Origin of the sequence: Streptomyces sp. NRRL F-5650 (assembly GCF_000721365.1) — a bacterium.
Lineage (GTDB): Bacteria > Actinomycetota > Actinomycetes > Streptomycetales > Streptomycetaceae > Streptomyces > Streptomyces ardesiacus.
Window position 1 is genome coordinate 137,661 of the sequence record NZ_JOGV01000003.1, and the last position, 13,588, is coordinate 151,248.

A 13,588-nucleotide genomic window follows, 5' to 3' on the forward strand; every position below is an offset into this window, starting at 1 on the left:
CACCCCCGTGCGTCCCGTGCCGTGCCCGGGTTGTGCCCGCTGCGGGGGACTCCTACGCCCGGTCAGCCGCCGCGGTGCTCGTCGTGCTCGTCGCGCTGGTGCTGCCCGCCGTACCCCTGGTGCCCGTGGTGCTCGTGCAGCCCCGGCCAGTCCTCCGGGCCGCCGCCCTGCCACTCGACCAGGTCGGTGTCCTCCACGTCGGTCACGTACAGGTCGGCCAGGCGCAGCAGTTCGGCGACGTCGTCGATGTGCGAGGCGACGCCCAGGGTCTCCTCGCCGGAGGTGACCCGGCGGGACCCGTCCAGGGCGGGGGAGTGGACGACGATGTGCGGTTGCCGGGGTGAGTGTGCCGTTGCCATGCCTCCAGGCTGCTGCGCGGGAGGGGAATCCGCACCCGGTGAACGCCGAGAAGCGCCGGATGCGGGACCGTCCGCATCCGGCGCTTCTCAGCCGGTGAGGGTTCTGGGGTGAGGGTGTCCGTACGTGGAACCCGTCCGGCGGCGCGAGGCTGGGCGCGACAGGTCGTTCGCGCCGCCGGACGGAGTGTGCGGGCCTCTCGGTCACGAGAGGCGGGGTGGCTGGGACCGCGGCGGTGCGACGGGCCGGAACGGCTCCTCCCCTCAGGTCGTAGGAGGAACGTTCCCGCCCTTCACCACCGCACTGGCTCGCTGGCCGCCGCGGTCCTCGCCCTGCCCGCGCCGGCACCTGGCGGTCACCCCTCATCCGGGCCGCTTCGGTGCCTGCGCGGGCCGCGCGCACGGCCCCGGCCTCCCCGCCGGGTTCCGCGCGCGAGCCGGTGGGTCAGTCCTCGCGCAGGGCGCGGACCGCTTCCTCCACGCGCTTGCCGTAGTCGGGGTCGGCGGCGTGGAAGTGCGCGAGGTTCTTCTCGATCACGTCGTTGCGGGAGACCTGGGACAGGCCGCCGGCGAGGTTCGCGACCAGGCGCTGCTTCTCGTCCTCGCTCATCAGCCGGTACAGCGCACCCGCCTGCACGAAGTGGTCGTCCTTGGTGTGCAGGGGCGCCTCGTGGGTGCCGGTGTGGCCGGACACCGGCAGCGGGGCCGCCAGCGGGCGGCCGGTCTCGGCCGGGCCGTCGTAGGAGTTCGGCTCGTAGTTCTTGGCGCGGCGGCCCTGCGGGTTGGACGCCATCAGGCCGTCGCGGCCGTAGTTGGCGGCGCCGCCGGGCACGGCCTTCGGGGCGTTCACCGCGAGCTGGGTGTGGTTGACGCCCAGGCGGTAGCGGTGCGCGTCCGCGTAGGCGAACAGGCGGCCCTGGAGCATCTTGTCGGGGGAGGGGCCGATGCCCGGGACGAAGTTGTTCGGGGAGAACGCGGCCTGCTCGACCTCCGCGAAGACGTTGTCCGGGTTGCGGTCGAGGACCAGCCGGCCCACGCGCCGGAGCGGGTAGTCGGCGTGCGGCCACACCTTGGTCACGTCGAACGGGTTGAAGCGGTAGTTCGCCGCCTCGGCCACCGGCATGAGCTGCACGTGCAGCGTCCAGGACGGGTACACGCCCCGCTCGATCGCCTGTACCAGGTCCGTCTGGTGCGAGGTCGGGTCCTGCCCCGCGAGCCTGGCGGCCTCCTCGGCGGTCAGGCAGCGGATGCCCTGGTCGGTCTTGAAGTGGTACTTGACGAAGAAGGACTCGCCCTTGGCGTTCGTCCACTGGTAGGTGTGCGAGCCGAAGCCGTCCATGTGGCGGTACGAGGCCGGGATGCCGCGGTCGCCCATCAGCCAGGTGACCTGGTGCGTGGCCTCGGGGGAGTGGGCCCAGAAGTCGAAGACGTTGTCCGGCTCCTGACGGCCCGTGAACGGGTCGCGCTTCTGCGAGTGGATGAAGTCGGGGAACTTGATCGGGTCCTTGATGAAGAACACCGGGGTGTTGTTGCCGACGAGGTCGTAGTTGCCCTCCTCGGTGTAGAACTTCACCGCGAAGCCGCGTGGGTCGCGGACCGCGTCGGCGCCGCCGAGCGAGTCGGCCACGGTGGAGAAGCGCAGGAAGACCTCGGTGCGCCTGCCGACCGTGCTCAGGAAGTCGGCGTGGGTGAAGCCGCTGACGTCGTCGGTCACCTCGAAGTGGCCGTAGGCGCCGGAGCCGCGGGCGTGCACGACGCGCTCCGGGATGCGCTCGCGGTTGAAGCGGGCGAGCTTCTCGATGAGGTGCTGGTCCTGGATCAGGAGGGGGCCGCCGATGCCGGCGGAAGCGGAGTTCTGGTTGTCGGCGACCGGGGCGCCGGACTCGGTGGTGAGCACGCGCTGCGACATCGTGGACCTTCCGTGGCCTTGCAGACGAGGGTTCAGCGGAACACATTGTGGAAACCAGTTTCCGCTTCGTGGAGCTTAGGTTTGAGACGGGGGCACGTCAACAGTTTGTTGCAGCCGGATCGAGGATCCCTGCGAGGACCTTCCCCGGAGATCCGGCACCTCGTCACCACGGTCCCGCCGACCGGGATGCGCGTCAGGCGGTGACGATGTCCGCCTTGAGCGGCAGCAGGGCCCGGGCGATTGTCGCGATGGTTGCCTCGTCCACCCCGGCCTCCGTGAGCGCGCCCGCCAGGTGGCCGACGACCTTGCCGAAGGCCTCGTCCGTGATGGCCAGGTGTTCGTGGGCCTTGCGCATGGAACGGCCGGTGTAGGGGCGGCTGGCACCGAGGGCCTGGCCGATGAAGCGCCGCTGGTGCCGCTTGAGACGGTCCAGGTCCACTCCGGTGAAGTACGGCTGGAGGCCGGGGTCGCCGAGGACTTTGTCGTAGAAGACGTCGACAACGGCCCCTACGGCGTCCTCTCCTCCGAGCTGCTCGAAGAGGGTCGGGGAAGGGGCCTCGGACGGCGACGGCGTGCCGGAAGTGGTGTCGGTCATGGCGTCAGCGTCGCGCCGCTGTCTTGCCGGAAGGTGAGGAGACGGTTTCCGGGCTGTCAGAAGACCCTCCGGCCCGCCCGGGACCGCGGTGAACTCTTCGTAACCGGCTCCTCACGCGCCGGGGTTGGTGGGCGTCGACCAGAGATCTCGTCGGCTACGACGGTCTGGCAGACGGAACCGGGCAGGGCCGCGTTCCCCTGCGGTCTCCGGCCGGGCGGACGTTCCCGTCGCGAAGGACCTTGCGGTCGACCCCGACCGGTTCGCCGACGGCGAGGATGGTCGTGCCGCTGTGGCAGTGGACGCCGCGGTCGGCGGTACTCGCGCGGATGCTGCTGTTCCGGGTCACGGTCCGCGGGGCCGCTGCGGGACAGCACCCCGTGGACCGTGACCCGCGACGGCGCCGACTCCAGCCCGCGGCCGGCGAGTTCCGCCCGCGGCTGCCGTCACAGGCTCAGCAGCAGGTCCCGGACCGCTGCAGGCTGGGACAGGAACGGGTGGTGGCCGGCGTCGAGTTCGACGACGCTGCCGGCCCGGCGGGCGAACTCGCGCTGCAGCCGCGGCGGGGTGCCCCGGTCCTGAGCGCAGACGTGGTACGTCGAGGGCAACTGCTGCCATGCGGCCGCCGCGACCGGCTGCCCCGTCACCCGCACGCTCTGCCGGGCGAGGTGGTCCCCCGCCCGCGCCTGGACATCGGGGTCGCAGTCCTGCAGGAACGTGTCCACGAGCAGCTCGGGGCGGACCCCGAACGTGCCGGCGTCGGGGTCGAGGTCGAGGAACGGGGCGAGGCCGCCGTCCCCGAAGTCCGACAGGCTCTGCCCGACCTCGGGCAGGTAGCTGGAGATCAGCAGCAGGTGGCGCACCGGTCCGATTCCCGCGGCGGCTTCCGCGGTGACGACACCGCCGTAGCTGTGGGCGACCACGACGGTCGGCTCGTCACCGGCCTGCAGCACCTGCCGCACCGCGGCAACATCCTCGGGCAGCCCCGGGCCGCCGGCGCCCCCGGGCAGGCCCGCCTCGCCGCAGCTCGGTAGCGCCGGGGCCACGCTCGGCACCCCCCCGCTCCTGCAGCAGCTCCGCGGTGCGGTGCCACCACCACGACCCGTCCCGCACGCACGCCCCGTGCACGAACACGACCCTCATCGCCACCTCCACGTCGGCCACTGCCGGAAGACAGACCTGCGATCACAGGCTCCCACCGATGTCGGGGACGGTACCGCGGCAATGCCGGATCTACTGCGGCGGACCCGCGCCGGGGACACCCGGCCCACCGGTGGGCTCGCATGGGCTCGCCCACTCGACCGTCCCGAGTTGTCGGTGCTGCTGAGCGCGGCAAGTGACTTTCCGCGACCTCCAGTGGGTTCTCGTACGGTGGGGCCCGGGGACTCCCTCGGTCCAGTCGGCGGCGATGATGGGGGCCATGATTGCCGCAGCCACCCAGTTCGCCCCGGTCGCCGGGGACATCGACGCCAACGTTCGCACCATCGCCGCTTTGGTCCTGGCCGCCGGGGCCGAGAACGCCCGAGTGGTCGTCTTCCCCGAGCTCGCCGTGACCGGCTACGAGCCGACGCTGATCCGGGACACCCCCGGTCTCGTCCTCACCGAGGACGACGCGCGCCTCGAACCCGTACGGGAGGCGTGCCGCGCGGTCTCGGCGACGGCGGTCGTCAACGGGCCCGTGCACACGGCGGAGGGCCGGCCCGCGGTCACCTCGCTCGTCATCGGTCCGGACGGCGGACTCCTCGCCCGGTACGACAAGCAGCACCTGTACGGCATCGAGCAGGAGGTCTTCGCAGCGGGCCGCCGGGACGGCCGCTTCGAGCTGGACGGCACCCGGTTCGCGCTGGCCACCTGCTACGACAACCGCTTCCCGGAGCTCGCCGAGCGGGCCGCCGCCGACGGCTGCACGGTCTATCTGGCGAGCTCGGTGCTCTCCGCCGACAACGACTCGTTCGAGAAGGTCTATCCGGTGCGGGCCCGGGAGTTCGGTCTCCACGTGGTGCTCGGCAACGTCCTCGGCGGCAACGAGAACTGCGTGGGCTGCGGCGGCGCCGGCGTTTGGGGCCCGGACGGCGAACGGACCGCCGACGCGGGCACCGAGGCACCGGGCCACGTGCTCGCCGAGGTCGGCTGAACCGGCGGATTACTGGTGGGCTTGTCTGTTCATCTTCGCCCGGCCACGACCGGCGAGAGGCGGGGCCGCGTCCTCGTCCCGGGTGTCAGCGCGGGGTTCGCTGGTCGCAGTCGCGCTGGCGTGCTTGGATTTCGGAGGCGTTCGCGACGGTCCAGTCGTAGAGGTGGGCGAAGGGCTCGCGCAGGGACTCACCGAGGAGGGTCAGCGAGTACTCGACGCCGACCGGCGCGGTCGGCAGCACGCGGCGCTTGTTCGTGAGCACCGCGTTGCCGTCCGGGCGCAGCATCACGTTGGCGGGCTTCACGTCGCGGTGCCGGACACCGACGGCGTGGGCAGCGCGCAGCGCGGCCAACACCTGACGGCCGATCCGGGCGGCCTCTTCCGGCGCCAGCAGCCTCCCCTCGCCCAGCAGCTCCGCCAGGTTGCCACCTCGCACCAGTTCCAGCGAGGTGTCGGAACCCTCGGGGACCAGTTCCGGAGGGAACGGGCGGACCTGCTTGACCGCGACATCACGAGCCCACGCTCGTCATCGTCCCGTGCACCGTGATCCTTCACAGATGAGGATTCACTTCGCCACACGGTCTAACGCCATCGTGTCCGCTCACGAACCCAGTCCAGCGCGGCTTCACCCTGAGCGCGCTGGAAGCCGCGCACCGTAGGCAGCCCCGGCGGCGGGGGCTGGACGGACTGACGGAGGAAGTAGCCGGTCAGGGCGATGAGCACGCTGGTCACGTCGTCGGGGTCGGCAGCGCGGGCGCAGAGATGTCGATCCAGAAGGCGCATGGCGTCCGGGGTGTCCTGCATGATCACACTCGGGCCCATCAGCACGATGTCGATCCATGAAGCACCGATCGCGGCCCATGGCCAGTCGACAAATGCGACACGGTCATCGGTCAGCAGCACGTTGTCTGCGCGCAGGTCGCCGTGGATCAGGGCACCACCGGCCGCAGCGATGCTCCAGGCGGCTTCTCGATCGGCGAGACGTCGCACATTGCGCTGCGCCCAGGAAGGGAGCCAAGCCAGGTCATCGACTCCCTCCGCAAAAGCGGCGGCAAGCTGACGCCAGCCTTGGAACTCCTCACCGAAACGGTCAGCGACCGTCGGCACCTCGACCGGCGAAGGATCGAGCAGCACAGACAGTTCCGTAGCAGCCGCGAGGACCCGTTGGAGTTCGTCATGCTGCCATGGCTGAGCCGGCATCTTCCCGTCCACGTCCTCGAGGACCAGGACGACCCAGCCATCGAGGTCCAAGGCCGTGAGCAGCGCGGGTACGGGTGCGGCGGCCGGCAGGGCCGCTGTGATCCTGGCCTCGGCCCGGTGAAGGCCAGGTGTATCCGGGTTGGGCTCAGGTCCTGCAGCCTTCACGAAGACCCGCCGGCCATCGACGAGGCGCACGCGAGCAGCAACACCGGGGGAGAAGCCACCCGTCTGGGTCACGGCACTCTCCACTGGGGACCCCAGGGACGACTCGACCCCTCTTCTGACACTGGCGGGAAGAGCCCACCAGTCCATGCGCGCGCCCGCAGTCGCGGGTGCTTCAGTGGCCTCTGATCCTGCTCCTCTTTCCATGATCACATGATCCATGCGGGCTCCTGCGGGGAGCAATGAGATTCCCAGCGGTCGCCACTCTCCGTAACCAGCCGCCTTGTGGAAGGGCGCTGTGGAGAAGGGGCGGAGGGTATGAGCAAGTCCGCGCTCATGCGCTCCGCCCCTTCGTACGGCCTCGATGACACCGACAGATCAGGATCCAGAACGCCCCCTGAAACGGCGGCGCTTGCCCGGTTCCTGCGACACGACGCCGTGAGGCGCGGGTCAGCTCATAGCCGGAGCAGCATTCGGTGGGCGATGCTGCCGTCCCGCAGCGGTTTCAGCGCGAGGCGCACCAGGGTCAGTGCGTTGTCGTCGCCGGCGATCCGGTTGGCGCTGAGCTCACCGCAGGACTGGCACTGGTGAATGATCACCCACTCGCCGTCGGGCCGCACGGACATGCTCAGTGCTTCCATCCGTCCACGACAAGCCGCTGCCCGGTCACCCGGGATCCGGCGGTCGACGTGCAGGCTGACCAGGCAGTTGGGGCAGTGATTGCGGTGGGTGGTGCCGGGCGCGTCCAAGGACACGTCCAGTCTGCAGCCCACGCATTTGAAGTCGTGTCGCCGGTGCCCTCCCTGGCGGTGCAGGACGTCCTTGTGCCGCTGGGGCCGTCGCGTCCTCTGTGTACGTCTGCTGTTGTTTGCTCGTCTCGGCACGAGGGCCTTCTCCTTCCGGTCTACAGGTCGCCGAATGCTTCGAGCGGGAAGGGTGGTTGTGCCAGCGGACGCACGGCCATGCGCATCAGGACGAGCTGGTTGTCGTCGGCGCAGATGGGGCTGGAGGTCAGCTCGTCGCAGCGCACGCAACGGTGGATGACCATCCAGTCGCCGGTACGCAGCACGGCGACGGAGATCGGCGACATCCGGCCCCGGCAGTCGCTGGGGCCTCCCTCGACATGGTCGAGGACGTGCTGGGAGTGCACACACGACGGGCAGTGGTTGCGCCGTGTGCCGTCGCCGGCTGCGGCGGATACCGTCAGGCCGCACCACGCACAGGTGAAAGTGCCGGCGAGAACGGTGTTGGGGGTGTTGGAGGGAGTTCTGTTGGTACTGGACACCCGGAGGGCTCCTTGCTGGGAAGTCGGTCATGGCAGCAAGAGCAGGCCGAGCGGCCTCGCCGAAGACGCCCCCGTATGCCGCAGCGTGCGTAGCGCGCGGGGACTACGGGGTGCGTGGTCGGGTCACAGCACCGGAAGGCCGCATCCGGGAGCCGTCGGATTGGGACGGGTCAGGAGGACGGGACGGCTGTGGCCGTGCAGCGAGGCGCGCGCGGCAAGGGCCGGGGGCACAAAACTCACTCCTTTCCGGGGGCACAGCAGGCCCAGGTAGACCGACGGAACGCCCGACAGTAGCAATGGCCCATGAGCGGGCGTCAACGGATTATCGGACCCGCCGCCGCGGCGGACAGCGAGGACATCGTGCCGGGCCCTGACCGGCGACGTCCGGCCCGGCTCTCGTCCTGCGCGAGATCACCGGCGCAGTCGTCGAGGGGCGCCGCTCGCGCGCACGCGGCCAGAGCGGGCGGGTTCGATCCCCATGCCGCTCCCCACCGGCTTTGGGGGTGCGTGGAGCCCCGGGAGGCTGGCGCATGCGGCAGGGAAGCCTGCCCGGGAGCTTCGGCGTCGCCCGGGGCAGACGCAGAGGCTCACAGAAGGTGCTACGGTTTTCGCGGGCGTGGCGATCTGGCCACCCGTGGAGATCGGAGGAGATGCGTGATGACGGTCGTGGTGACCACCGCTGTGTGCGGTGCCCGACTCGTTCGCATCTCTCGGGTCTCGGCCTGACCTTTCCTCTGTCGGCCTCCCCTCGTCGGGAGTGGTTCCGCCACGTCTGCCGTCCGGCGAGACCCCTTCTCAAGGGTCTCTTCACTTGTTTCACCCACACACTTCATTCCCGTCTTCTCTCCCTCGTCACGCGCGTGCCCTGACCCTGACCGACTACGGCTGGGACACGGAGCGTGAGCGGTCCTTCGCTCCGTCGAGGGACCAGGGCCTGGTCCCGGGCCGTGTCGTGCGGGCCGAGCGCGGTCTGTGCGACGTCGTCGCCGAGAACGGCCCCGTCCGCGCGCTGGTCCTGCCGGCCTCGGGCGCCGGTGAGCGGCTGACGCCGTGCACCGGCGACTGGGTGGCCGTCCGTCCGGCCGGCCCTGCGGACTCCGCCACCGTGGTGGAGGTGCTGGAGCGGCGGAGTGCCGTGCTGCGCTCCGCCTCCTCACGCACCTCCCGGGCCCAGGTACTGGCCGCGAACGTCGACACCGTGGCGGTGGCCGTCTCCCTCGCCGGCCCGCTCAGGCCCGGGCGGACCGAGCGGATGCTCGCCCTGGCCTGGGAGAGCGGTGCCACACCCGTGGTGGTGCTCACCAAGGCCGACCGGTGCACCGACCCCGCCCCGGCCGCGGCCGAGGTGGCCGCGGTGGCCCCGGGGGTGGAGGTGCTGGTCACCAGCGCCGCCACCGGCGAGGGCCTGGACGTCCTGACCGCGGTCCTGTCGGGCACGGTCGTGCTGCTCGGCCCCTCGGGCGCGGGCAAGTCGACCCTCGGCAACCGCCTGCTCGGCGAGGACCTCCTGGCCACCGGCGCGGTACGCGGCAGCGACGGCAAGGGCCGGCACACCACCGCCTGGCGCGCACTGGTACCGCTGCCCCACGGCGGGGTCCTGCTGGACACCCCGGGCCTGCGCGGCATCGGCCTCCACGACGCCCGCGACGGCCTGGACCACACCTTCGCGGAGATCACCGAGACGGCCCGCGACTGCCGTTTCGCAGACTGCGCCCACACCACGGAACCGGGCTGCGCGGTGCTGGCCGCCGTCGAGGACGGCCGCCTCACCCGGCGGCGCCTCGACAGCTACCACCGGCTGCAGCGCGAGAACACCTACGCGGCCTCCCGCACCGACGCGCGCCTGCGCGCCGAGCGGGAACGGCCCAGGAAGCAGATCTCCCGACAGGTGCGCGCCCTCAAGCAGTCCCCCCACTTCAAGGCATGACGGAAAGGAACACGGTCATGGACCTTCCCCGCATCTTCACCATCCGCGAGAGCGGCCACCGCATTCACAACCCGCTCACCGCGGACAAGTTCGCCGCCCTGGGCGCATCCCTCCGCCTCCCCGCCGGGACACGCGTCCTCGACCTGGCCAGCGGCTCGGGCGAAATGCTCTGCACCTGGGCCCGCGACCTGGGCTTCACCGGCACCGGGGTCGACATCAGCACGCTCTTCACCGCGCAGGCCCGGGCCCGCGCCGTCGAACTCGGCGTCACCGACCGGGGCGACTTCCTCCACGGCGACGCCGCCGGCCACGTCGCCGACCAGCCGGTCGACCTGGCCGCCTGCGTCGGCGCCACCTGGATCGGCAACGGCGTCCCCGGAACAGTGGAGCTGCTCCAGCGCAGCCTCCGCCCGCAGGGAATGATGCTGATCGGCGAACCCTTCTGGCGCCAGACCCCGCCCGACGAGGAGACCGCCAGGGCATGCCACGCCACCGCCGTCGCCGACTTCCTCCTCCTGCCGGACCTCATCGAGCAGTTCCAGGAACTCGGGTACGACGTCGTGGAAATGATGCTGGCCGACCAGGACAGCTGGGACCGCTACGCCGCGGCCCAGTGGCTCAGCATGCGCCGCTGGCTCGACGAGAACCCGGACGACGAACTCGCCCCCGAAGTACGGGAGCAACTCACCACCGAGCCCGCCCACTACACCCGCTACGGACGTGAGTACCTGAGCTGGGGCGTCTTCGCCCTCATGAAGCGCTGACACCCCCCTCCCCCGTGGGGCCCGGCCACCGAACCGTCCGGGCCCCGTTCGGGACACTGCGTCATCATCACGGCGACCAAGCCGACGGCAATGGCGAGCCGGCACCTCCGCCTCCACGCGGGCGGTCCGGTGGGTTGGCCGTTGTTTGCAAACCTACCTATCGATAGGTAGGTTAGGGGCATGGACAACGTCGCCACCCCATCCGTCCGTGCCGTCGGGCTCGGCCGGGACTTCGCCGAGCACACCGCGGTGCACCGGCTCGACCTGGAGGTGGACCCCGGGGAGGTCTACGGCCTGCTCGGCCCCAACGGCTCGGGCAAGAGCACCACCGTCCGGATGCTCACCACCATGCTCCGCCCCTCCCGGGGCACCGCCCAGGTCGCCGGAGCCGATGTCTCCCGTGACCCTGGGACGGTCCGCCGCCGCACCGGAGTCGTCCTCCAGGGCACTGCCCTCGACCCTCTGATGTCCGCCCGCGAACTACTGCGCCTGCAAGGATGCCTCCAGTCACTCACCGCCCGGCAGACACGCGCGCGCTGCGCCGAGCTCCTCACCGCCTTCGACGCGCAGGACTTCGCGGACACCCCGGTCGGCAGGCTCAGCGGGGGCCAGCGCCGCCGCGTCGACCTCGCCGTCGCTCTGGTCCAGCGCCCGGACGTCCTCTTCCTCGACGAACCCACCACAGGGCTCGACCCGGCCAGCCGCCGGGACCTGTGGGACGAGATCCGCGCACTGGCCGCCAACCACGGCGTCACCGTCCTGCTGACCACCCAGTACCTGGAAGAGGCCGACCAGCTCTGCGACCGCGTCGGCATCCTCCGCGCCGGACGCCTCATCGCCTCCGCCGCCCCGCACACCCTCAAGAACGAAATCGGCGACCGTGTCCTCACCCTGCGGTTCCGCGATGCCGCCGCCGCCGACCGGGCCCGGGAGCTGCTCGCCACCAAAGGAGAGCGGCTCCACACGGCCGAAACCGCCGCGCACGCGGTGAGCATCCGGCTCGACCGTCCTGGAGCCGACGGGGAGACGCTGCTCACCCTGGCCTCCGCAGGCCTGCACGCCGAATCCCTGACCGTCGACGAACCCAGCCTGGAAGACGTCTTCCTCCGCCTGGCCCTCACCCCCGAAGGCACCGCCGCATGAGCACAATCACCACCCCTCGCCCCACAGGCCCGCGCGCGGCAGCGAAGTCGTGGGCGGCCCTGGGACCCCTGACCGCCCGCTCGCTCAAGTCCTGCCTCCGCACGCCCTCCCTGCTTCTCTCCCCGCTGCTCACGAGCGCGTTCTTCATGATCATCTACGAGGGGCAGCTTTCCTCCGTCTCGGCCGCGGCCACTCCCGGCGGTCGCTACATCGACGTGGTGCTGCCACTGTGCCTGCTCACCACCGCCTTCACCGGCGGCGCAACCGCGGGGCAACTGCTCGTGAGAGACATCGGCTCGGGCTACCACGCACGGCTCTGGCTCACCCCGGTCGGCCGCTGGGTCCTCGTCACCGCCCCCGTCCTGGCAGGCGTCGTCGTCCTGGCCGCTCAGGCCGCAGCGCTCACCGGACTCGGCCTGCTGCTCGGCCTTGACCCAGTCTCCGGGGCCCCCGCCGTCCTGGCGCTCGTCGCCGCCGCCATCCTGCTGGGGACGGGCTTCCTGCTGCTGGCCGCCGCGGTCGGCCTCCATACCGGCAACAGCTCGGCAGTCGGCTCCGTGACCCTGGTCTTCTTCCCGCTCTCCTTCTTCACCGCCACCTTCGTCCCGCGTGACCTGCTGGGCGGCTGGATGGCCCACGCTGCCGACATCAACCCCCTCACCCCGCCGCTGGAAGCCATGCGCAGCCTGCTCACCGCACCCTGGAACGAGCAGAACCTGCTGCCGGGCACCCTCGTCGCTCTCACCATCCTGGTGGCGGGCGCCGCGGCGGCCCACCTCACCCTGATCCGACGTACCCGTACAGGAGTCTGAACACCATGCCCCGCCAGAGCGACACCCGCACCCGTGCCCGCGACGAATTCGCCCGCCGCCTCACCGACTACGGCTACCTCGGCGTCTCCCTCGACGACATCGCCAAAGCCGTCGACGTGAAGAAGGCCAGCCTCTACCACCACTTTCCCGGCGGAAAGCCCGCCCTGTTCATGGAGGTGGCCGACCACTGCACCAAGGAAGCCTCGGCCCTCCTCCAGGACGCGCTCGCCACCCCCGGCACCCTGCGCGACAAGCTCCTCGCCCTCGCCGCCTCCTACGCCACGGGCACCTACAACTCAGCGCTCAGCAACCAGATCTACTACGCCATCCGCCACCTCGAGGACGACCAGCGCGCCGAGGTCTCCCAGGCCTATGTGCGCGGCCTCATCCAGCCCGTCACCGACCTCATGGCCCAGGCGGTGGCCACGGGCGAACTACGCCAAGCCGACGCGGGCTTCCTCGCCACCGCCTTCATGGAACTCGCCGCCACCGTCCACCCCGCACAGGACGGCTGCTCCCCGGCCTCCGCCGACCGCCTGGCCCAGGACGTCGTCGATCTCTTCCTGCGAGGAGCCGGCCCGGACCCCCTGACTTGAACCCCGGCCCTCAGGCATCCGGCGAGGCACACGGGACGGGCCCGGACCGGGAGAAGGCACTCGCCCCGGTCCGTCCATCAGCTCAATCGAGGCCGCTCCCGAGACGGCTGTCACTACCAGAGGTGTCTGCCGAGGTGGGACTTCCGTGAACCAGTCCTGCCCAGCGCGGACGCCAGAGCCGGGTCAGGGGAGCTCGGTGCGGCACCGCGGTCCTCCGGCCTGTCGGTCCCGCCGGGCAGAATGCGGCCTCGTGAGCCTCCACTATGAAGTCGTCTTCACCTGCTTCCTCCGGGACAACACCCCCGACACGGTGCTGGAAGCCCTGCGTTGGCACCTCGGCATGGTCCCCGAGCGCCCGAGCGGGCTCGACGCGGACGAGCACACGTTCCCAGTGCTGGCACCGGACCCGGACGGCTACTTGCCCGGAGGGGACTTCGCGTCTCTCCGGCGTCAGTCCCGAGGCTTCGCAGCCGGCCGAGAGCTCTGCTCATGGGGACTGTTCAGCCGCAACTACTGGAAGGACGACGAGTTGGGCGAACTGGTCACGATCCTCGACCTGCTCGCGCCCTATGTCGAGGAGCCCGGTTACGGCGGATACTTCCGCGAGCAGTACGACTCCGAGCCGACAGTCCTCACCTTCCGGGACGGCACCTACGGGCCGTTGAGACTCTGACCGAGGCCTTGCTGAGCGCCGAGCCGGCTCGCGAC

14 protein-coding genes and 1 pseudogene are annotated in these 13,588 nt (G+C 71.0%); 7 read left to right on the forward strand and 8 right to left on the reverse strand.

Annotation, left to right across the window (positions count from 1 at the left end; all coding sequences use genetic code 11):
• Nucleotides 1–62 precede the first annotated feature (62 nt).
• From IG88_RS42340 to IG88_RS38345, 4 genes are all read right to left on the reverse strand, one after another.
• Nucleotides 63–359, reverse strand: coding sequence for a hypothetical protein (locus IG88_RS42340; RefSeq protein ID WP_051851760.1), 297 nt, complete (start codon nt 357–359; stop codon nt 63–65).
• A 442-nt stretch (nt 360–801) separates the two neighbouring features.
• On the reverse strand, nt 802–2,265 hold the full coding sequence (locus IG88_RS0105090) for a catalase (protein WP_031035441.1): 1,464 nt from the start codon (nt 2,263–2,265) through the stop codon (nt 802–804).
• A gap of 193 nt (nt 2,266–2,458) precedes the next feature.
• Nucleotides 2,459–2,860, reverse strand: coding sequence for a group I truncated hemoglobin (locus IG88_RS40590; protein WP_031035444.1), 402 nt, complete (start codon nt 2,858–2,860; stop codon nt 2,459–2,461).
• Between the two features lie 443 nt (nt 2,861–3,303).
• On the reverse strand, nt 3,304–3,912 hold the full coding sequence (locus IG88_RS38345) for an alpha/beta hydrolase (protein WP_234332004.1): 609 nt from the start codon (nt 3,910–3,912) through the stop codon (nt 3,304–3,306).
• A 365-nt stretch (nt 3,913–4,277) separates the two neighbouring features.
• Between IG88_RS38345 and IG88_RS0105105 the strand changes: the two genes are divergently transcribed.
• Nucleotides 4,278–4,991: a carbon-nitrogen hydrolase family protein gene (locus IG88_RS0105105; RefSeq protein WP_031035445.1), complete on the forward strand. Its 714-nt coding sequence runs from the start codon at nt 4,278–4,280 to the stop codon at nt 4,989–4,991.
• Between the two features lie 85 nt (nt 4,992–5,076).
• Here the strand turns inward: IG88_RS0105105 and IG88_RS45230 are convergent.
• The 4 genes and pseudogenes from IG88_RS45230 to IG88_RS0105125 form a co-directional block, all read right to left on the reverse strand.
• Nucleotides 5,077–5,436, reverse strand: a pseudogene (locus tag IG88_RS45230) (protein kinase domain-containing protein); the annotation flags it as partial.
• 137 nt (nt 5,437–5,573) lie between these two features.
• Complete coding sequence (locus IG88_RS0105115; RefSeq protein ID WP_234332008.1) at nt 5,574–6,428, reverse strand: phosphotransferase; 855 nt, start codon at nt 6,426–6,428, stop codon at nt 5,574–5,576.
• Between the two features lie 380 nt (nt 6,429–6,808).
• The gene (locus IG88_RS38350; RefSeq protein WP_037835348.1) at nt 6,809–7,237 is read right to left on the reverse strand and encodes an RNHCP domain-containing protein; all 429 of its coding nucleotides are present in this window, start codon (nt 7,235–7,237) and stop codon (nt 6,809–6,811) included.
• A 20-nt stretch (nt 7,238–7,257) separates the two neighbouring features.
• Nucleotides 7,258–7,638 carry an RNHCP domain-containing protein gene (locus tag IG88_RS0105125; protein ID WP_031035452.1) on the reverse strand — a complete coding sequence of 127 codons (381 nt, stop codon included), beginning with the start codon at nt 7,636–7,638 and terminating at the stop codon, nt 7,258–7,260.
• Between the two features lie 811 nt (nt 7,639–8,449).
• Between IG88_RS0105125 and rsgA the strand changes: the two genes are divergently transcribed.
• The 6 genes from rsgA to IG88_RS0105155 all read left to right on the forward strand — a co-directional run bounded on the left by rsgA (nt 8,450) and on the right by IG88_RS0105155 (nt 13,553).
• Complete coding sequence (gene rsgA, locus IG88_RS0105130; RefSeq protein ID WP_031035454.1) at nt 8,450–9,565, forward strand: ribosome small subunit-dependent GTPase A; 1,116 nt, start codon at nt 8,450–8,452, stop codon at nt 9,563–9,565.
• Nucleotides 9,566–9,582: 17 nt separating this feature from the next.
• Nucleotides 9,583–10,329 (forward strand): class I SAM-dependent methyltransferase, encoded by a 747-nt coding sequence (locus IG88_RS0105135; protein ID WP_031035456.1) that lies wholly within the window; start codon nt 9,583–9,585, stop codon nt 10,327–10,329.
• 180 nt (nt 10,330–10,509) lie between these two features.
• A complete protein-coding gene (locus tag IG88_RS0105140; RefSeq protein WP_031035459.1) occupies nt 10,510–11,472 on the forward strand; it encodes an ABC transporter ATP-binding protein in 963 nt (320 codons plus the stop codon).
• Nucleotides 11,469–12,284, forward strand: coding sequence for an ABC transporter permease (locus IG88_RS0105145; protein ID WP_031035462.1), 816 nt, complete (start codon nt 11,469–11,471; stop codon nt 12,282–12,284). The genes IG88_RS0105140 and IG88_RS0105145 overlap by 4 nt, the downstream gene beginning before the upstream one ends.
• 5 nt (nt 12,285–12,289) lie before the next feature.
• Nucleotides 12,290–12,880 carry a TetR/AcrR family transcriptional regulator gene (locus IG88_RS0105150; protein WP_031035464.1) on the forward strand — a complete coding sequence of 197 codons (591 nt, stop codon included), beginning with the start codon at nt 12,290–12,292 and terminating at the stop codon, nt 12,878–12,880.
• Nucleotides 12,881–13,130: 250 nt separating this feature from the next.
• On the forward strand, nt 13,131–13,553 hold the full coding sequence (locus IG88_RS0105155; RefSeq protein WP_031035465.1) for a hypothetical protein: 423 nt from the start codon (nt 13,131–13,133) through the stop codon (nt 13,551–13,553).
• The last annotated feature ends 35 nt before the right edge of the window (nt 13,554–13,588 follow it).